The sequence below is a fragment of the Caulobacter sp. Root487D2Y genome (genome assembly GCF_001427165.1).
In the GTDB taxonomy this organism is placed as follows: domain Bacteria; phylum Pseudomonadota; class Alphaproteobacteria; order Caulobacterales; family Caulobacteraceae; genus Caulobacter.
Window position 1 is genome coordinate 517,727 of the sequence record NZ_LMFD01000001.1, and the last position, 20,089, is coordinate 537,815.

Here is a 20,089-nt window from a genome sequence, read left to right on the forward strand (position 1 = left end):
GGCGGGTCCAAAGCCTAGCCATTGGCGTAATACCCCTTGAACTGGCCGTAGTAGAAGGCCGGGTCGCCGTAGCCGAACCGCTGCTGCTTGCGGAAATCCACCTGGGTCAAGGCCAGGCCGGCGATCGTCGCGCCCGACTGCTCCAGATGGCGCAACCCCTCGTCCACGGCGTTGGCGGATGTCTTGCGCCACCGCGCCACGTGCAGGACGACCTCCGCCTTCGCCGCCAGCACGCGCGTGTCCGCCACGGCCAGGACAGGCGCCGTATCGAGCAGGACCAGATCGAAGCGGGCCGACAGCGCCGACAGCAACCGGTCCATGGCCGGCTGTGAAAACACGTCCTGGTGGACCGTCTGACGGTGGGCGGTGGGCAGCAGCATGGCGCCCGAGACGTCCGGCAGCAGGGCCTGGTCGAGTCCGCAGGCGCCCGACAGCACCTCGAGCAGCCCGACATCGGGTTCACGGCCCAGCAGCTGATTGAGGCTGCGGCGGCGAAGGTCGCAATCGACGAGCACGACTTTCAGTCCGGCCTGGGCCGCGCTGCGCGCCATGCAGACGCTGACCGTGGTCTTGCCCTCCCCCGGCAGGGAAGAGGTCACGGCGACGATCCGCACGCCGCCGAACTCGCCGTGCAGCAGGACCGCGCGCAGCGTGCGGAAGGATTCGGCGAACACCGACAGGGGTCTGGCCAGCACATGCCCGGCCGGCGCCATGTCGCGGTCGCGGCGACTCGACACCGACCGCAGCAGCGGCACCGAGCCGAGCGCCGTCAGGTTCAGCTTGCGTTCGACATCGGCCGCCGTGGCCAGGCTGTCGTCCATCGCCTCGGCCAGCAGGACCGCGCCGATTCCCAGGACCAGGGCCAGCACCACGCCCAGCGAGATATTGATCGGCACGTTGGGCGAGCTGGGCGCGTTCGACGTCCGCGCCCGCGAGACCAGTTCGGCGTCGGAATCCTGCAGCGCCGCCTGAGACGAGGTTTCGCGATAGCGGGCCAGCAACGACTCATAGTCCGTGCGCGCCACCTGGGCGTCGCGTTCGAGCCGGTTGAGCGACACGCTGGCGGCGTTGACGCCGGCCAGGCCGCCGCGCGCCGCGCCCAGGCTGCCCGCGAGCGAGCTCGTCCGCTGCCGCGCCACCTGGGTCTTGGCCTCGAGGTTCGACATCACCCGGTGGATTTCTTCCTCGATCTGCCGGTCGATGTCGCCCAGCTCCCGCTGCGCCTTGAGCAGGTCGGGGTGGCGGGGACCATAACGGCCCTGAAGATCGGCGACGGCCGCGCTGACCGCCGCCCGCTGCTCGCGCAGCTTCTGGATGACCTGGGAATCCAGGGCCTCGCCCACGTCGTCGCCCCGCGAACCGCGGGCCAGCTGGCTGCGCGCGGTGTCGAGGCGCGCCTGTTCGGTGGCCTCCTCGGCCCGCGCCGCGGCCAGTTGCTGGTTGTAGCTGGAGATCTCCTGCTCGGCCAAGGTCGCGCCCGAGGCGCTGAGCAGGTTGTTGCGCGCGCGATAGGCGGCGACGGCGGCCTCCTTGGCGGCCAGTTCCGGTTCGAGCTTGGCCAACCGCCGCTGCAGCCACTGGTTGGCTTTGGTGGTGGTCGACATCTTCGCCTCGGATCGCGAGTTCAGATATTCCTCGGCGAGGGCGTTGGCGATCAGGGCGGCCTTCTGGGGATCGCGCGAGGTGAAGCCCACATCGACGATGTAGGTCAGGCCCGACCGCCGGATGTTCAGTCCGCGCTGCACGGCGCCGGTGGCCGCGCCTCGGCCCCGAGCCTCCAGCTGTTCGCGGCTGGCGGGCGGCTCGGGCGGCTTGCGCGGCCCGAGGCCGGCGAGCCAGCGGTCCAGCGCGGAGGGCTCGCGCAGGAAGGGGTTGAACTCCGGATCCTTCTGCAGTTGCAGCTGGTCGGTGACCCGCTGGGCCAGTTCGCGCGACTGCAGGACCTCGACCTCGGTGTCGATCACCGTCGACACCGCCGGCGGATCGGGCACCACGGACTGGGAGGCGACGACCTGCTCGGGACTCGGATTGAACATGATCCGCGACTTGGCGGTGAACAGGCGCGGCGCGGTCAGGGTCAGGATGAGGGCGGCCAGCAGCACGATCGCGGCCACGGCGATGAACGTTCGCAGCCGGCGCTGAAACATCCGCCACGCCTTGCGCGGATCCATGACCTCGGAAACCGTCTTGGGCGCCTCATGGGCCGCGCCGCTGCGCGGGGGGGGTAGAGCGGTGAAGGACGGGCTGTGAGTGGCGATCGTCATGGCGTTCACTTCGCGATGGTTTGATTCAGACGGGGGGCGGCTGGCCGAGGCGATGTCGGCCGCGCCGTGCCGGATTTCGCCCCCAGGCGCCCGACGGAGCGGAGCCAGGCCTGTTCGGCGAGGCGCGCGACAAGGTAGGAGCCAACCTTCCACGAGGTGAAGGTGCGCAAGGCGGCGACCACGTCGCGCGCCTTCACCGCGTTGATCATCAGCCGCCACTGAAGCCGGCTGTCGACGCTGGCGGCGTGCCGACGAAGCGCCTGGCGCTCGCCCGCGCTCAGGGGCCTGAGGGCCGCCAGCCCTTGGTCGCAATCGCGCAGACGGCGCAGATCTTCCTCGGAATGGCGCCCGCTCAGCGAGCCGGCGCGCTCCACGGCGACATAGCCGCGCGGCGGCGACAGAACCATCCGCGCGCCCCGGGCCAGGGCGCGGGCGTAGAACTCGTAGTCCTCGCCCAGCCTCAACCGCTCGTCATAGACAAGACCGTGCCGGCGCAGGAACGCCGTGCGCGTCAGCGGCTTGATGAAGCCTAGCTCCTGGCGCGGTCGGCCCTCGCGGCTGACATTGCCCGACACGAAGGCCTCGAAGTCGATCCGCCGCGGGTCGCCGGCGGGCGTGGAGAGATGGGTGATCGTGGCCGGCGAGGTTTCCCGGGTCCGGATCAGTTCGTCCGCCACCAGGTCCGCCTCGCCGGCGTCGGCCAGCAGCCGGGCGATGCGCCCGGGGAGGAAATAGTCGTCGGCGTCCAGCACGCAGACCCAGTCGGCCGTGGTCAGGCTCAGTGCCAGATTGCGCGCGGCGGCCGGACCCTGGTTGGAGGGCTGACGCAGGATCACAAGGCGGCCGCCGCCGTCGTCGCAGGCGGCCGCTGTCGCGATCGTCTCGTCGTCCGAGGCGTCGTCGATGACGTAGACCTCGGAAACCCCCTGTTGCCGCAAGGCCGACCGAACCGCCCGGCCGATCGTCGCCTGGGCGTTGTAGGCGGCGACGATCACGCAGACGCCAGCCTCGGGCAGGGGCGTGAGGCGCGTCATCTAGGCCACCGCCGCGATGGTCGCGACCTCCTCCGGGCCCCGGCCCTGGGGTCGTCCCACCCCGACATAGGCGAAGCCCTGTTCGGCCATGTCCTCGGGGCGGTAGATGTTGCGCAGGTCGACCACCACGGGCCGCCGCAGCAATCCCTTGACCCGTTCCAGGTCGAGCGCCCGGAACTGATCCCATTCGGTGACGATCACCACCGCGTCGGCCCCTTCGACGGCCTCGTAGGGCCCCGGACGGAAATCGACGCCGGCGACCAGCCGGCCGGCCTCGCGCATGCCTTCCGGATCATAGCCCTGGACCCGCGCGCCCAGGGCCTGGAGACCGGTGATGATCTCCAGGGCCGGCGCGTCGCGCATGTCGTCGGTGTTGGGCTTGAAGGTCAGTCCCAGCAGGGCGATCGTCCGGCCGCGCATCTCGCCGCCGAGCGCGCGGACGACCTTGTCGACCATGGCCTTCTTGCGCGCGTCGTTGACCGCCACCGTGGTCTCGATCAGCCGGATCGGCGCGCCATGATCGCTGGCGGTGCGGGCCAGGGCGACGGTGTCTTTTGGGAAGCACGAGCCGCCGTAGCCGGGACCGGCGTTGAGGAACTTGCCGCCGATCCGCTTCTGCTGGACGTCGGCCCCGACCTTTTCGCACAGGTCGGCCATCTCGTTGATGAAGGTGATCTTCATGGCCAGGAAGGCGTTGGCCGCGTACTTGATCAACTCGCTGGTCCGGCGGCCCGTGAAGACCACCGGCGTCTCGTTGAGGAACAGCGGGCGATAGAGCTCGCGCATCAGATCCTCGGCGCGACGGTCGTCGCAGCCGACCACCACCCGGTCGGGACGCTTGAAGTCCTCGATGGCCGCGCCTTCGCGCAGGAACTCCGGGTTGGACACCACCGCGAAGTCCGCCTCGGGCCGCGCCCGCCGGATGATGGCCTCGACCTCGTCGCCGGTGCCGACCGGCACGGTCGACTTCATGACCACGACGGTGAAGCCGTCGATCAGGCCGGCGATCTCCTCGGCGGCGGCGTAGACATAGGACAGGTCGGCATGGCCGTCGCCGCGCCGCGACGGAGTGCCGACCGCGATGAACACCGCGTCGGCCTGGCCGACGGCCTCGGCCGGATCGCTGGCGAAGCCGAGCCGTCCTTCGCGGACATTGCGCATCGCCAGTTCGTCGAGACCCGGCTCGAAGATGGGCATGTCGCCCGCCGTCAACCGCCGGATCCTGTCCGCGTCGCGATCCACGCAAACGACCTCATGGCCGAAATCGGCGAAACAGGCCCCGGACACCAAGCCGACATAGCCGGCGCCGATCATCGCAACTCGCATGGTCATGATCCTTCCAAGCGGAGTGAAGCAGGGGGTGGGGCGCGGCCGGTCGAAGCCGCCGCGAACCGGGCCTCAATAGGAGCCCTGGCCCTTGAGGACGGCGGGCACGGTCCAGACGATGATGAAGACATCCCGGCCCAGCGACTTGCGCCGCGCATAGACGACGTCGCACGCGACCCGGCGGCGGTAGGAGACGTCGTTGCGGCCGCTGACCTGCCACAAGCCGGTGATCCCCGGACGCACCGCGCAGTACGAGGCGAAGCGGCGGCCGTAGCGCGCGACCTCGGCCTGGACGATCGGGCGCGGTCCGACGATGCTCATCTCGCCGCGCAGCACGTTGAACAGCTGCGGCAGCTCGTCGAGGCTGGATCGGCGTAGGAAGGATCCCAGGGGCGTGACGCGCGGATCATCCCGCAGCTTGTGGTCCTTGAGCCATTCCTGGCGCGCCAACTCATCGACCGCCAGCAGCCTGGCCAGGCGTTCCTCGGCGTCCACGACCATGCTGCGGAACTTCAGGCAACCGAACGGCTGGCCGTCGCGCCCGATCCGCCGATGGCTGAACAGCACGGGGCCCCCGTCGGCGAGCTTGATGGCGACCGCGATCGTCGCCAGCAGCGGAACGATGAAAATCAGCGCCAGCAACGCCACGGCAATGTCGAGACATCGAGAAACCACCTCGCTGATCCGAGGCAAACTCGTGTTCACTGATACGACTTGAGTCATGCCAATATTCACCGCGCGACCTCCGATACGCAAGAAATCATCAAATCGCTTTGATGATTTCTAAATAATCTGAGCCCACCCTAAGTATTTTATGAGAATTGAGAGATGCTATAGTCTTGGACTATCGCAACGCAGCATTTTCGCCACGTCACCCTGCGCTCTCCCTGCGTCTCCCCGCGCGTGGTCGCAATCGACTCTTACTGACCGTTGTTTTTGATCGTCGGATCGAATCCGGTAAGATGTCGCAACCTTACGTTATGCACATGACGTTCTGAGACGCCGTATAGTCAAGTAATCCATAGTTCATATGAAGCACATACCCATACAGCTTCAGCAAGCGTCGCCATGCAAGAGCCTTCGAATTTCAGCCTGTTGTGCGAATACAAGGCGCCATGTCGTCGCGGGAAACAAGCTTGGCAGAACGAAAAAATGTGCCCTAGCCGACACGAAATCATTTCTCGGACGAAAATTGAAATCCTCTCGCAAGCAACGCTAGATCAGCAAGTAGTTGATTTTGCATACCTATAAGCGCGGCAATTCGTCGATCCGCGCACCTGAAGCATGGCTCGCGATTTTGCAGAGCAGCGACAAGCTGGGCTATAGAATTAGCTTGACTGCTAGTATCGGAAATTCCTTATATATTACAATATCTTCAGCAAATATCGGCATATTCGTGCATAATGTGGCATAAAAATAGGACAGTATACCTATATTCGCCCAATTTTTGCTTTATTTACGTGACCCATAATCACACCAAAGTACATCCGACGGCGCGATTATTGGACTAGATCGGTCAAATTTGACCTTTCATGGTAATCGGCCGCGCTGTCGCGCGTCGATCTGGCGTTGACTGACGGAAAGCGCTTCGCGCCGCGATCATCGGATCGGGATGGCGCGCAACGTCCCCTGCAAGGAATTGCTGCGGCGCAAATGCCGGCGAATACTTATCGCCGAATGCGCTGGCCGCCCTTCACGCGACCGGTCGGCGGAGAACAACCGCAACGCCGCGATCCGGGCCGACGGCGGCGCGTGCTCAGCGCCTGGCGACATCGGCTCCCCAAGCTCGGCGGCTCATGATCATGTTGAAAAGCGAGCGGCCGACGGGCCCGGCGCCGGCCGCCCAAGCGCCTACATCTTCAGACTCAGGGTGAGGCCGAAGGTTCGAGGAGGATTGTAGGCGCCGAAATTGGCCCCCAGGAACGTGCCCTGATAGGTGCGGGTCAGTTCGTCGGTCAGGTTCTTGCCCCACAGCGACAGGGCCAGCTTGTCCGAAGGCGCGCTGTAGACGATGCGGCCGTCGAGGAAGTTGGTCGCCGGGCGCTGCTCGGGACCGGTGTTGGAATTGTCGTCGTAGATGTGGCTCTCGTAGCGGTAGTCGACGGCGAACCGCAGCTCGCCGCGATCGCCCAGGGGCAGATCGTAGGACGGCGACAGCACCACCTTGTGCTTGGGCGTGCGAGAGATGCGGTTGCCGGCATAGTCCACCCCGGGCTCGGGCATGAACGCGTCGAAGCGCGCGTCGGTGTAGCCGTAGCTGGCCACGAGGCGGGCGTGGGCGAACGGCCGCCAGCAGATAGGTCTCGTAGCCCTTGATCGTGGCCTTGCCGGCGTTGTCGGTGATCGTGGCGAAGCCCACGGTGCGCCGCGTCTGCAGGTCGCTGTATTTCAGCACGTAGATCGTGTTGTTCCAGGTCAGGGCGCCGTTCAGGAACGTGCTCTTCTGCCCCACCTCGTACTGGGTGGCGTATTCCGGCTCGAAGCCGTCGGCGGCGTCCTCGGCCGAGCTGGGCGTGTCCTGGAACCCGCCGCTCTTGAAGCCCTTCGAGACCATCACGTAGTAGAGCCGATCCTCGGCCGGCTGATAGTTGGCCCCGGCGCGATAGGTCACCGCGTCATAGGTTCCCGAAACGCTGACGTCGAAGACCTCCCCGGCGCGGAACACCGAGTCGCCCTCGGTGTTGGAGACCCGATAGTCCTTCTTGTCCTTCGAATAGCGCAGGCCGCCGATCAGCGAGACCGTGTCGGCGACCGGAACGGTGATGTCGCCGAACACCGCGTAGCTGTCGAGCCTGGCGTCCTGGGCGTAGATCTCCGTGCCCTGGCCGCCGATGTCCAACCGCAAGATGTCGTCGCGCAGGGTCTTGCTGTCGTACTTGTAGACGCCGGCGACCCACTGGACGCGGCTGTCGGGCAAGGCGCTCAGCCGCACTTCGTGGCTGGAGAAGCGGCTGTCCTCGTCATTGCCGCCCGAGATGTCGATGAAGTTGGTGCTCGGATTGCCGCCGTCGAAGTCATAGGCGACGTGATAGTCGAGATCCCGGTAGGCCCCCAGATAGGTCAGGGTGGCGAACGACAGGTCCCAGTCCATCTGGCCGCGCACGCCCCAGGTGTCGCGGTTCTGATAGCCGTCCGTCGAGCCGGCGGTGTGCTTGCGGTCACGGTCGACGGTCCAGAACGCCGACAGCGGATCGGTCTCGTCGAGATCAAGCACGTGCTGGCCGGGTCCGGCGCCGCGGTCGCGCGTGCCGTCGACGGTCACCAGCAGGCGGAGGGCTTCCTTCGGCTGGACGGCCAGCTGCAGACGGCCGCTGCGGGTGTCCTGGTCCTCGACCCGGCCGCCGGTGAAGGTGTTCTTGACGTAGCCGTCATGGGTTCGCCAGCTGCCGCTGGCCCGGAACGCGGCCTTGCCGTCGGCGAACGGCGCGTTGACGTAACCGGCGCCTTCCTGACGCTCGTAGTTGCCGGCCGTCACTTCGCCCGCGGCCTCGACCCGGTCGAAATCGGGACGGTTGGTGACGACGTTGATCGCGCCGCCCACGACGTTGCGGCCATAGAGCGTGCCCTGCGGCCCCTTCAACACCTCGATGCGCGAGACGTCGAAGGCGTCGAAAGCCACGGCGGCCGGACGGCCCAGATAGATCTCGTCCAGGAACACCGCCGAGCTGGGATCGCCCGCCGCGCCGCGATCGGACGAGCCGATGCCGCGAATGGCGATGCGCGGCTGCGAGGCCGGAAAGGCGTCGAAGTTCAGACCGGGCGTCCGGGTGGCGACATCGTCGATCTCCCGGATCCGCGCCTGACGCACCTCCTCCGCGCCGAAGGCCGTCACCGTCACCGGCACGTCCTGCAGGCGCTCGCTGCGCCGTTGCGCGGTGACGACGATTTCGTCGAGCGAAACGGCTTCCGGCGCCCCCGCCCGCGCGACTTGCGCGGTCTGGGCCATCGCCTGGCCGGCGCCGGCCAGAGCGGCCGCCGCGGCGCCGCACGCCAGAATCCTTCGACTGGTCGTCATCACGCATCCTCCCCGTTTTTGTTTTGTCCTCGGGCGGACCCGGGCATCAAACCATAGGAGAATTGGATCACGACGGTCAATTAATTGGATGCAATTAATTGATGCGTTGGATGATATAAGGCGACGACGACCTCAGTCCGCGCGGACCAGCCCGGCGGCCTTGAGGTCGGCGATGGTCGGATAGCCGTCGACCGCCATCAGCAGGTCGGCCTCGGCCAACAGGCTGCGCAGGACATGGGCGACGCCCGCCGCGCCGCCGAGCGCCGCGCCGTAGGCATAGGGCCGCCCGACCCCGACAGCCGTCGCGCCCAGGGCCAGCGCCTTGACCACGTCGCTGCCCGAACGGACCCCGGAGTCGAACAGCACCGGCACGTCGCCGCTGGCCTCGACCACCGCCGGCAGCAGGTCGATCGCCGCCACGCCGCCATTGGCCTGGCGTCCGCCGTGGTTGGAGCAGTAGATCCCGTCGACGCCGCCGTCGATGGCTCGGCGGGCGTCGTCCGGGTGGCAGACGCCCTTGAGGATCAGCGGCAGCTTGGTCAGCGAGCGCAACCACGGCAGGTCGGCCCAGGTCAGCGGCTTGCCGAAGGTCTGGGCCCAGGTCATCACGGCGCTGGGCAGATCTTCTTCCGGCGGCTTGGCCAACAGGGCGCGGAAGGCCGGATCCGAGAAGTAGTTGGCCAGGGCGTGGCCGCGCAGCTGCGGGAAGTTGGCGTCGTTGAGGTCGCGCGGCCGCCAGCCCGTGATCCAGGTGTCCAGCGTCACGACGACGCCCTTGAAACCCGCCGCCTCGGCCCGGCGCACCAGGCTTTCGGCCACGCCCTTGTCCTTGGGCGTGTAGAGCTGGAAGAAGCCGGGCGTGTCGCCCATCGCGGCGGCGACCGCTTCCATCGGATCGTTGGTCAGGGTCGAGGCGACCATCGGCACGCCGGTGGCGGCCGCCGCCTGGGCGGTGGCGATGTCGCCATGGCCGTCCTGGGCGCACAGGCCGATCACGCCGATCGGCGCCATGAACAGCGGCGTCGGCAGCGTCAGTCCGAACAGGTTCACCGACAGATCCCGGCGCGTGCAGTCGACCATCATGCGGGGGATCAGGCCCCAGCGCCGGAACGCGTGGGCGTTGTGGTTCTGGGTGAACTCGTCGCCGCAGCCGCCCTGCACATAGGACAGCACCGACGGCGGCAAGGCCGCGACGGCTCTCTGCTCCAGCGTGGCGAAATCCACGGGCCAGGTCGGCTTCACGCCGTGCAGACCCTTGAAATAGATCTCGTTCTGATAGTCGCCGTAGGCCACGGACTTCCCTCCAAGACTGCCGGCGCGGGTCGCCGAACGGATTTTCAAGTCCGACGCGTCGAGAGGGCGCGGCCGACCTGGCCGACAGGATGAACGGTGGACCCCCCGGCGTCGAGGCGGCGATGATCAGGACGGAGTCGACTCCGTCGGCCGGATCAGGCGGCGCAGCCGGGGTTCTGGCGATCCGGGCGCCGCAGCAGGCCCGGCCAGACCAGTTCGCGCGGCGTGCATCGCTGAATGGATGGTGAAGCCGGCGGGATGGACCATCGCCTTGGTCGGACCGACCACCTTGCCGTGCAGGTCGACCTTGACCAGCGACGAGGCCGTGATCTCCTCGAACATCCAGCCGTATGGATTGATCAGGAAGTGGTGCTCCGGCCCCGGCGCGCGGGCCGAGATGCGGGGTGAAGACCAGGTCGTCTCAGCCGAACAGCGCCGCCAGCCGATAGGCGACGGCCAGGCCGATCTGGATCGCGGTTTCCGGATCGTCGGCCTGGGCGGGCGGCGTGTCCACGGCGTGGGCGTTCATGGCCGTCCGTCCTCAGTCGAGTTGAACCTCGAGCAGCCGCACGAATTGCTGACCGCGGTGCATGTCGCGTTCGACCTCGCCGCCCTGCGGCGTGGTCCGGGCGTAGGAGATCTTGACCACGTTCAGGCTGGGCACCGAAAAGCGCTTCACCTGCGCCGGATCGGCGCCGAACAGCCGGTGCAGCAGGTCGGGTCCCAGGGCCGGGCTCTGGCTGTATTTGGCGAAGTTCTCCGCCCCGTCGAAGAACAGGTCGAAGGTCACCCAGTAGGGCCCGGCGTTCTTGGAGCGCACATGGCGGCAGACATCGCCGACGGTCGCCATTACGCGGCCTCCTCTTTGCGCAGGTCGATCCAGGCGGTGCGGACCAGTTCCAGGGGATCGTCGACCTGGACCACGTGGTTGAGCTTGAACTCGTAGACCTGGCCGCGTTCGACGTCGGCCGGGGTGAAGGCGAAGCCGTAGCTGGGCAGCTCCTTGTCCATCGAGATCGGGTAGTGGAAGAAGTACGCGTTGCAGGCCTTGGCGATCTGGGTGGCCAGCTCCTGGGTGTCGGCGGTGGCGACGAACAGCACGCCGATCTCGCGCGGCGCCGGCGTTCCGGGCGGCGGCCTGTCGCCGGACACCGCGTTCCAGCCATACATCCGCAGCGAGATGTGAAAGGCCGCGTCGTCCAGGCCGGTTGACTTGCGCGCGCGGTCGTAGAGGGCGGCCAGCATCTTGTCGTGGAACTCGTCGACGCGGCCCAGGACGTCGGGGTCCTGGATGCCGACCAGCATCAGGGTCTGGTAGCGGCCGCCGGCCGCGCCCTCCAGCTTCATGGTGTAGGGCTGGGGCTCCCAGACCGATCCGGTGACCTTGACGGTGCGGTCGTCGACCTCGGCATAGACCGCGTCGGTCACGTCGAGGACGCCGCCGGGCTCGGTCAGGCGGAAGGGGTCGCTGTTCTCGTACAGCATGTGGGCCGAGACGCTGTGGGGGTCGCAGCGATTGTCCGGCGCCAGCGGTTCGACCTCGAAGCCGTCCTGGCCGATCGACAGCAGGACGCCGGAGCCGCGATCCCGGTAGACGGCGCATTGCGAACCGCATTCCGAGACCTTGCCCGCGTGCCAGGCCGCGCCCGCCGGCGCGCCGTGCAGGAGGGCGAAACAGGCGATGACCGCCGTGTCGGTGGTGCGGCCGCCAAGGATCAGGTCGGCGCCCGCCCGCAGCGCGGCCATGTAGGGCTCGGGCCCCATGGCGGCGACGATGTGGTCGCAAGCGTCGATGGCGGCGTCGTCGAGCGGGCCCAGCGGGGCCAGGGGCGTGATCTTGCCGGCGGCGTTCCGGGCCTTGAGGACGTCCTTGTCCTGCTCGGAATAGAGCAGCGCGATCCGGGGCGACAGGCCCAGCTCGCGGGCGATCTCGACGGCGATGTCGCGGGTCCAGTCGACGTTCTTGTCGCCGCCGGCCTGGCCGCTGGTGCCGACGATGACGGGAATCCCCGCCTCCGCGCCGGCCTTCATCAGGATGGTCAGATCGCGCTTCACCGAGCCGCGATTGTTCTTGGACATGCCCAGAGCCAGGTAGGCCGCTCCGCTGTCGGTCGAGCCCGCGTCGGTGGCGATGGCGTGAGCGCCCAGGGCGACGCCGCGGCGGACCTCCGCCTCGACCACGCCGGCGCCGAGCGAGCCCACGGGGACGATGATCTTGATAGGGCCTTCGAACATGCGCTTCCCACCCGACAAAGGCCGGCCCTGACCGGCCGTCGAAAGCCACTAGCGTTATGGGATGCAATGTGTCAAGTTTTTGGATGCAAATTATCCAACACTTCGCTAGCGATGTGAAAAGGCCCACTTCGGGAAAGGCGGCCGCCCAGGCGATCCGCGCCCCCCAGGGCCCGTGTTGCGAAACTTGGATCGAATGATGCGCGCCGCGATCTGGCGCGGAAACACCCGGGCGCTTCCCCTGCGGCGACCTTTTCGAGTTTGGAGACAAGGCATGCTTGGCGCCCGCAAGGTCGTTGTCACCCAGCGCTTCTTCGACGACCGCGCCCACGCCTACCTGCGGTCTCACGGCTGCGAGGTGACGATCGCGTCCCTGCCGGCGGGAAAGGCCGACGGCGACCTGTCGCACGACGCCCTCGTCGAGATCCTGGCCGGCGCGGCGGGCTGGATCGTCGGCCACGCGCGGGTGACCCGCGAGCTGCTCGCCGCCTTGCCTGACCTACGGATCGTCTCGCGCCGGGGAGTCGGCCACGAGCGCGTCGACCTGGCCGCGGCCCGCGAGCTGGGCCGGGTCGTGACCATCGCGGCTGGCGGCAACGACGCCTCGGTGGCGGACCACACGATCGGCCTGATGCTGGCCGTCGGCCGGCGGCTGCGCGAGTCCCAGCAGCGGATGATCGACGGCGACTGGTCGATCCTGAAGGGCTCGGACCTGTGTGAAAAGACGGTCGGTCTCATAGGTCTGGGTCGGATCGGCAAGAGCGTCGTCAAGCGCCTGTCTGGCTTCGACTGCAAGGTCCTGGTCCACACCCCGCGCCCGGACGCCGACTACGCCCGGGCGTCCGGGGTCCAATTCGTCGACCTGCCGCAACTGCTGGCCCGCGGCGACTATGTCAGCCTGCACGCGCCCCTGACCCCGGAGACCCGCTTCCTGATCGACGAGGCGGCGATCGACGCCATGAAGCCCACGGCGATCCTGATCAACACCGCGCGCGGCGGCCTGGTCGAGGACGCCCACCTGCTGGACGCGCTGCGGGCGGGCCGCCTGGCCGGCGCGGGCCTGGACGTCTATGTCAGCGAGAGCGACCCCGCCTACGCGCCGGTGTCCCAGGCGCTTCTGGACCTGCCCAACGTGATCGGCACGCCGCACGCCGCGGCCTCGTCGCGCGAGGGCCTGGACCGGACCAACATGGTGGCGGCGCGCGCCGTCGTCGCGGTCCTCGACGGAGACGACGGCGCCCCCGAATGTGTCGTCGCCGACGGTCGCGAAGGCCGCTAGGCGGAGCACGCTCATGGAGCTCGACTGGCTCGAAGACTTTCTCACCCTGGTCAAGCACCAGCATTTCGGGCGCGCGGCCGAGGCGCGCAACGTCTCGCAGCCGGCGTTCAGCCGCCGCATCCGTCTCCTGGAAGCCTGGCTGGGCGCGCCCCTGTTCAACCGCGACACCCACCGCGTCGCCTTGACCCTCGCCGGCGAGCAATGGCGCCCCTCGGCCGAGGATCTGCTGCGCCGGCTCTATCTGGGACGCGAGCAGACCCGGGCGATCGCCGAGGGGTCGACCACCACCCTGCGCTTCGCCTCGACCCACGCCCTGTCGATCACCTTCTTTCCCCGATGGCTGGAGGAGATCGAGGCCGAGCGCCCCCTGGGCTCCACGGTCAGCCTGGTGACCGACAACATGGCCGGCTGCGAGCGGATGATGCTGCAGGGCCAGGCCCAGTTCCTGCTGTGCCACCACCACCCCTCGACGCCGGTGTCGTTCAAGCCGAACTATTTCGTCTCGGTCGACCTGGGGACCGACACCCTGGTTCCGGTCAGCGCCCCGGCCTTGGACGACCCGCGTCGCCCCCGCTTCGTGCTGCCGGGGGACCTGGGCGCGCCGGCTCCCTATCTGGCCTTCAGCGACGTCTCCGGGATGGGCCGCATCCTGGCCTCGACCCATGCGCTGGAGGGACCCTCGGTGTGGTTGAAGCCGGTCTTCACGGCCCATGTGGCCACCGTGCTGGCCGAGATGGCGCGGGCCGGGCGCGGCGTGGCCTGGATGCCGATGAGCCTGATCGCGCGCGACCTTGACCTGGGCGTGCTGGCTCGGGCCGGCGACGAGCGCTGGGATATCCCCATCGACATCCGCCTCTATCGCCCCCGCGCCCGCCAGACCATGGCGGCCGAGGCCTTCTGGGCCCTGCTCAAGGCTCGCGCCGAAGCCGATCCCGGCGAACGGGCCGAGCCCTCCCGAAAGGCGCCGGGCGCACCGGGTGACGGCGCGCCCGCGGGAAGCCGAGGCCGGGCGACGGCCTGAGGCGCGGGGTTCGATACGCGTCTTCGATCAGCCGACCACCGGGATCGCGCCCGTCAGCATGGCGGCGCCCAGCACCAGCAGGCTGATCAGCACGGCCCATTTCAGCGCGAACCTCTGAGCGTCGGCCACGTCGACGCCCAGCAGGCCGCAGGCCAGATAGATCGGGGCCAGCAGCGGGCTCATCGAGTGGACGGGCTGGCCGATCAGCGAGGCGCGGGCGATGGCGGCCGGCTCGATCCCGAAGCCGGCGGCGGCGTTGGCGATCACCGGAACCACGCCGAAATAATAGGCGTCGTTGGACATCACGAAGGTCAGGGGCATGCTGATCAAGGCGGTGATCGGCGCCAGGAAGGGACCGATCTGGGGCGGGATGACCGCCAGGGCGGCGTTGGCCATGGCGCCGGACATGCCCGTGCCGTTGAGGATGCCGGTGAAGGCGCCGGCCGCGAACAGCAGCACGACGACATTGACGACATTGTCGGCGTGGGCGGCCAGCCGGGCCTTCTGGTCGGAGACTTTGGGATAGTTGACCGTCGCGGCCACCGCGAAGGCCCCCATCATCAGCACCGGCAGCGGCGCCAGGCCCAGGATCATGCCCAGGATCAGGCCGACGGTGAGCACCAGGTTGAACCAGAAGAGCTTCGGCCGGCGGATGGCGGCGCGCTCGGCGTCGGCGACCGGAGGCAAGGGCGTGATCGCCCCGCCCGGGTCGCTCCTGGCCGCCGGGGCGAAAGCCAGGCGCTCGCGCTCCGATTTCCCGAAGAGCAAGGCCAGGCCCAGTATGCCCAGCAGACCCACGCCCATGGCCGGCAGCAGCGGCCCCACGACGTCGGCCAGGTCAACATGGACCGCGGCGGCGGCCCGGGCCGAGGGGCCGCCCCAGGGGACGTAGTTCATCAGCGCGTTGGCCAGGCCCAGCAGGGTCGCCAGGATCAGCGGGTTCATCCCCACCCGGCGGTACACCGGCAGGAAGGCGGTGATCACGATTAGCGCCGTGGTCGTGCCGTCGCCGTCGATCGAGACCAGCATGGCCAGGATGGCCGTGCCCAGGCTGATCCGCAGCGGATCCTCCCCGACGATCGCCAGCACCTTGTTGACCAGCGGATCGAACAGCCCCGCGTCCATCATGATGGCGAAGTAGAGCACCGCGAAAGACAGCATCAGCGCGGTCGGCGCCACCTGACCCACCCCCTGGAGGATCATCTCGCCGAGACCGGCCCCGGCGCCGGCCAGCAGTCCGAACCCGATCGGCACGACCAGAAGCGCGGCGATCGCCGACATCCGCTTGGTCATGATCAGGATCATGAAGGTGACCACCATCGCCAGACCAAGCGCGGCGGGTTGAAGCAGCAGGTCGGTCACGCGACGATCTCCGGGCCGGCCGGCGGCCGCCTTTGCAGGTGAGTTGAGGTCAAGGCTCGGCCGAAGTCTTGCGCGTCCAACGAGGTAGCGGTGTAAGGAAGGGATAGCGGGCCGGACTCGAACCGGCTTCGGGAGACACCGAACGTATGGCGACGAAACCGGCAGGCCAAAGCGCAGACCCGAGCACGCCCCTGGCCGACCCGCCGCGGACGGAACCGGCGACCCACACGGTCCTGATGCGCCTGCGCGAGATGATCGTCACCGGACAGATCCCGCCCGAAACCCGGCTGCGGGCCGAAGGCCTGGCGACCGAGCTGGCCGTGTCGCGCACCCCCATCCGCAGCGCCCTGGCGGTGCTGTCGGCCGAGGGCCTGGTCGATTACGGGATCAACCGCGGCTACACCGTCCGGGCCGTGACCATCGGCGACGTGTTCGACTCGATCGAGGTCCGGGCCGGCCTCGAGGGCCAGGCCGCGCGGATGTCGGTGGATCTGGGCTGGGAGGCCCCGGCGCTGGATCGGCTGGCCGACCTGGTCCGCCAGGGCCGAGCCATACTGGATCGGGGCGAATGGTCGGAGAAGGCCGAGATCGAGTGGTACGAGCTCAACCACGCCTTCCACCGCTCGATCCATCATGCGTCGCAGAACAAGGTCCTGCGCAACGCTATCCGGATGACCCTGATCTATCCGGTGTTCGGCGACCCGGCCCGGCTGTGCCCCAGCGTGGCGGCGGCCGTCCCGTTGCGTCTCAGACAGGTGGCCGCGACCACGCCGGAGCACCTGCTGTCGTCGCAGGGCGACCATGAACGGCTGCTGGACGCCATCCGACGCCAGGACAGCGCCGAGGCGGGCCGCGTCATGACCGATCATGTTCTCGCTACGAAACGCCGTCTTCACGCGATCGCCACCCGCCGCTGATCGATCATCAGTCTCTGGGTCCAGCCATAACGACATCCAAGAACGTTAGCAATTGCATCCATTTTTAGACACGCCAGAATGAGCGCGTGTCGACGGCGGCTATCGGTGCTCCGACCCCGCTTTCCGAACGGACGACCGTCGCGGCATCGTTTCATACGAATTTCGCATTTGCCCTGTTCTCGGCCCCTGGCCTAACCCGGCCGGTGATGCCGACGGGGCATGGGGCGTGTCGTCCGAGGGTGTTTCAATGAGCCAAGCGCGCCACTACCGGATCGCCGTCATTCCGGGCGACGGGATCGGCAAGGAAGTCGTCCCCGAGGGGCTGAGGGTGCTGGAGGCCGTCTCGGCGCGCTTCGGCTGCACCTTCGCGTTCGACCATTTCGACTTCGCCTCCTGCGACTATTACCTGAAGCACGGCCAGATGATGCCGGACGACTGGAAGGTCCGGATCGGCGGCCATGACGCGATCTTCTTCGGCGCCGTCGGCTGGCCGGAGACGGTGCCAGATCACGTCTCGCTCTGGGGTTCGCTGATCCAGTTCCGGCGCGAGTTCGACCAGTACGTCAACCTGCGCCCGGTCCGGCTGATGCCCGGCGTGCCCAGCCCCCTGGCCAACCGGTCGCCCGGCGAGATCGACTTCTATGTCGTGCGCGAGAACACCGAGGGCGAATACTCCTCGATCGGCGGGCGGATCTTTCCGGGCACCGAACGCGAGGTGGTGATGCAGGAAACGGTGATGACGCGGATCGGCGTCGACCGCATCCTCAAGTTCGCCTTCGAGCTGGCCCGGCGCCGCGAGAAGAAGCACCTGACCTCGGCGACCAAGTCCAACGGCATCGCCATCACCATGCCCTACTGGGACGAGCGGGTCGAAGCGATGGCCCCGACCTATCCCGACGTGCGCTGGGACAAGTACCATATCGACATCCTGACCGCGCACTTCGTGCAGCATCCCGACTGGTTCGACGTCGTGGTGGCCTCCAACCTGTTCGGCGACATCCTGTCGGACCTGGGCCCGGCCTGCACCGGCACCATCGGCATCGCCCCGGCCGGCAACATCAATCCCGAGCGCGCCTTCCCGTCCCTGTTCGAACCCGTGCATGGCTCCGCGCCGGACATCGCCGGCCAGGGGATCGCCAACCCGGTGGGACAGATCTGGTCGGCGGCCCTGATGCTGGACCACCTGAGCGAGCCGCGGGCCGCGGCGGCCGTCGTCGCGGCCATCGAAACCGTGCTGGCGCAACCCCAGCTGCGCACCCGTGACCTGGGCGGACCGCTCGACACCGTCGGCTGCGGCAAGGCTGTCGCCCAGGCGCTGTTGGACGCGGACTAGATCGGCGCCCCCAATCCTTATGCTCCCCTTATGCCCGTCGCCTCTTTCCGCATGGAGGCCTTACGCGCGCTCGTGGTCTTCAAGCCGTCCATAGGAATGGAGGCGGCGCATGGCTGACCTGATCTATCTGGCGCTGGGCCTTGGGCTCTTCGCCGTCTTCGCCGCGTTCGCGGCGGGGCTGAGGCGCGTCTGACCATGTTGGTCAGCGTGCTCTGGGCGGCCGGGGCGATCGTCGTCGCCGGCTACATGGTCGCGGCGATGCTGCGGCCCGACAAGTTTTGACGGACCTATTTCCATGACCTGGCAAGGATGGGCGGAGATCGCCCTGACCCTCGGCCTGGCGGTCGGCGTCGGCTGGCCGTTGGGCGTGTACATGTCGCGCGTCTGGAACGGCGAGCGCACCTGGCTCGACCCGGTGCTTCGACCGGTCGAGAAGGCCTTCCACGGGGCCTGCGGCGTCGATCCGAACAAGAGCCAGACCTGGTTCGGCTATGCCGGCGCCCTGCTGGCCTTCAACGCCGTCGGCTTCCTGTTCGTCTATGCGGTGCTGCGGCTGCAAGGCGTGCTGCCGTTGAACCCGCAAGGCTTCGCCGGCGTCTCGCCGCACCTGGCCTTCAACACCGCCGCCAGCTTCGTGACCAACACCAACTGGCAGAGCTATGGCGGCGAGACGACCATGTCGACGCTCAGCCAGATGCTGGCGCTGACGGTGCAGAACTTCGTCTCGGCCGCGACCGGCGCGACCATCGCCGCGGCCCTGGCCCGGGCGTTCGTCGCCAATCGCGGCGAGGGCGTCGGCAATTTCTGGTCCGATCTGGTCCGCACCACCCTCTATGTGCTGCTGCCGCTGTGCCTGGTCATGGCGATCGTTCTCGTCGCCCTGGGCGTGCCCCAGACCCTGGCGGCCGGCGTCACGGCCCACACCCTGGAGGGCGGCGAGCAGAAGATCTCGCTGTTCGCCACCGCCAGCCAGTTGGCGATCAAGCAGTTGGGCATCAACGGCGGCGGGATCTTCAACGTCAATTCCGCCCACCCGTTCGAGAACCCGAGCCCGCTGACCAACCTGATCACGGCGGTGTCGATCAATGTGCTCGGCTGGGCCGCCTTCTTCGCCTTCGGCCGCTCGGCCATGGCGCGAAAGGACATCCGGGCCCTGGTCGTCGCCGGCGTCCTGCTGCTGGCCGCCGGCGCGGCGGGAGTCTACGCCGCCGAGACGCGTCCGGCGCCGGCCCAGGTGGCCGCCCACGTCGACGCCTCGGTCAACATGGAGGGCAAGGAGGTCCGCTTCGGCGCCCCCTCGACCGCCGCCTGGGCGGCCATGACCACCGGGGCCTCCAACGGCTCGGTCAACGGCATGCATTCCAGCCTGATGCCCCTGGGCGGCGCGGTGGCGATGTTCCTGATGCAGCTGGGCGAGATCCTGCCCGGCGGCATCGGCTCGGGGATCGCCATCATGGTCGTCATGGCCCTGCTGGCGGTGTTCGTGGCCGGGCTGATGGTCGGGCGCACGCCGGAATATCTGGGCAAGAAGGTCGAGGCGCGCGAGATCCAGCTGTCCATGCTGGCCGTGCTGATCGTCCCGCTGTCGATGCTGGGCTTCTCGGGCGTGGCCGCCGTCCTGCCCGAGGCGCTGAAGGGCCTGATGCATTCCGGGCCGCATGGCCTGTCGGAGATCCTCTACGCCTACGTCTCGGGCACGGCCAACAACGGCTCGGCCTTCGGCGGGCTGAGCGCCAACGCGCCCTGGTGGAACACCACCCTGGGCGTGGCGATGATGCTGGGCCGCTTTGTTCCCATGATCGCCGTCCTGGCCATCGCCGGCGCCCTGGCCGCCAAGCCCAAGCTGGCCCCGACCGCCGGCACGCTGCCGACCGACGGCGGCCTGTTCATCGGCCTCCTGATCGGGGTGATCCTGATCCTGGGCGGCTTGCAATTCTTCCCCGCGATGGCGCTGGGACCGATCGTCGAGCACTTCCAGGCGCTCGCCGCGGTCGCCGCCCTCCACTGATGGGT

General features: G+C 68.2%; 14 protein-coding genes and 2 pseudogenes. 5 read left to right on the forward strand and 11 right to left on the reverse strand.

The window, feature by feature from the left end; translation table 11 throughout:
* Window positions 1-14 precede the first annotated feature (14 nt).
* From ASD38_RS02450 to ASD38_RS02490, 10 genes and pseudogenes are all read right to left on the reverse strand, one after another.
* Window positions 15-2,264: a GumC family protein gene (locus ASD38_RS02450; RefSeq protein WP_156390534.1), complete on the reverse strand. Its 2,250-nt coding sequence runs from the start codon at window positions 2,262-2,264 to the stop codon at window positions 15-17.
* Between the two features lie 5 nt (window positions 2,265-2,269).
* The gene (locus ASD38_RS02455) at window positions 2,270-3,298 is read right to left on the reverse strand and encodes a glycosyltransferase family 2 protein (protein WP_056457256.1); all 1,029 of its coding nucleotides are present in this window, start codon (window positions 3,296-3,298) and stop codon (window positions 2,270-2,272) included.
* Window positions 3,299-4,624 carry a UDP-glucose dehydrogenase family protein gene (locus tag ASD38_RS02460; protein ID WP_056458239.1) on the reverse strand — a complete coding sequence of 442 codons (1,326 nt, stop codon included), beginning with the start codon at window positions 4,622-4,624 and terminating at the stop codon, window positions 3,299-3,301. It abuts the gene before it with no gap.
* 72 nt (window positions 4,625-4,696) lie between these two features.
* Window positions 4,697-5,347 (reverse strand): sugar transferase, encoded by a 651-nt coding sequence (locus ASD38_RS02465; protein ID WP_082560643.1) that lies wholly within the window; start codon window positions 5,345-5,347, stop codon window positions 4,697-4,699.
* Between the two features lie 1,128 nt (window positions 5,348-6,475).
* Complete coding sequence (locus tag ASD38_RS24840; protein ID WP_327020092.1) at window positions 6,476-6,889, reverse strand: TonB-dependent receptor; 414 nt, start codon at window positions 6,887-6,889, stop codon at window positions 6,476-6,478.
* Between the two features lie 94 nt (window positions 6,890-6,983).
* Window positions 6,984-8,639: pseudogene (locus tag ASD38_RS02470) on the reverse strand (TonB-dependent receptor); the annotation flags it as partial.
* Window positions 8,640-8,771: 132 nt separating this feature from the next.
* Entirely contained in the window at window positions 8,772-9,932 is a 1,161-nt protein-coding gene (locus ASD38_RS02475; protein ID WP_056457261.1) for an alpha-hydroxy-acid oxidizing protein, read from the reverse strand.
* Window positions 9,933-10,148: 216 nt separating this feature from the next.
* Window positions 10,149-10,461 (reverse strand): annotated as a pseudogene (locus ASD38_RS02480) (class II aldolase/adducin family protein); the annotation flags it as partial.
* A gap of 12 nt (window positions 10,462-10,473) precedes the next feature.
* Complete coding sequence (locus ASD38_RS02485; protein ID WP_056457264.1) at window positions 10,474-10,782, reverse strand: DUF4387 domain-containing protein; 309 nt, start codon at window positions 10,780-10,782, stop codon at window positions 10,474-10,476.
* Entirely contained in the window at window positions 10,782-12,167 is a 1,386-nt protein-coding gene (locus ASD38_RS02490; RefSeq protein ID WP_056457268.1) for an acyclic terpene utilization AtuA family protein, read from the reverse strand. The genes ASD38_RS02485 and ASD38_RS02490 overlap by 1 nt, the downstream gene beginning before the upstream one ends.
* Before the next feature lie 271 nt (window positions 12,168-12,438).
* On the opposite strand from ASD38_RS02490, the gene ASD38_RS02495 reads away from it, so the two are divergent.
* Together ASD38_RS02495 and ASD38_RS02500 are read left to right on the forward strand one after the other, a co-directional pair.
* A complete protein-coding gene (locus tag ASD38_RS02495; RefSeq protein WP_056457272.1) occupies window positions 12,439-13,443 on the forward strand; it encodes a phosphoglycerate dehydrogenase in 1,005 nt (334 codons plus the stop codon).
* A gap of 13 nt (window positions 13,444-13,456) precedes the next feature.
* On the forward strand, window positions 13,457-14,464 hold the full coding sequence (locus tag ASD38_RS02500) for a LysR family transcriptional regulator (RefSeq protein WP_082560644.1): 1,008 nt from the start codon (window positions 13,457-13,459) through the stop codon (window positions 14,462-14,464).
* Window positions 14,465-14,491: 27 nt separating this feature from the next.
* Here the strand turns inward: ASD38_RS02500 and ASD38_RS02505 are convergent, their stop codons facing one another.
* Window positions 14,492-15,826, reverse strand: a complete 1,335-nt coding sequence (locus ASD38_RS02505) for a CitMHS family transporter (RefSeq protein ID WP_082560645.1) — start codon at window positions 15,824-15,826, stop codon at window positions 14,492-14,494.
* 146 nt (window positions 15,827-15,972) lie between these two features.
* On the opposite strand from ASD38_RS02505, the gene ASD38_RS02510 reads away from it, so the two are divergent.
* From ASD38_RS02510 to kdpA, 3 genes are all read left to right on the forward strand, one after another.
* Window positions 15,973-16,743, forward strand: a complete 771-nt coding sequence (locus ASD38_RS02510) for a GntR family transcriptional regulator (RefSeq protein ID WP_056443952.1) — start codon at window positions 15,973-15,975, stop codon at window positions 16,741-16,743.
* A 247-nt stretch (window positions 16,744-16,990) separates the two neighbouring features.
* Window positions 16,991-18,076: a tartrate dehydrogenase gene (locus ASD38_RS02515; RefSeq protein WP_056457273.1), complete on the forward strand. Its 1,086-nt coding sequence runs from the start codon at window positions 16,991-16,993 to the stop codon at window positions 18,074-18,076.
* Between the two features lie 295 nt (window positions 18,077-18,371).
* Window positions 18,372-20,084, forward strand: a complete 1,713-nt coding sequence (kdpA, locus tag ASD38_RS02520; protein ID WP_056457276.1) for a potassium-transporting ATPase subunit KdpA — start codon at window positions 18,372-18,374, stop codon at window positions 20,082-20,084.
* Window positions 20,085-20,089: the final 5 nt, after the last annotated feature.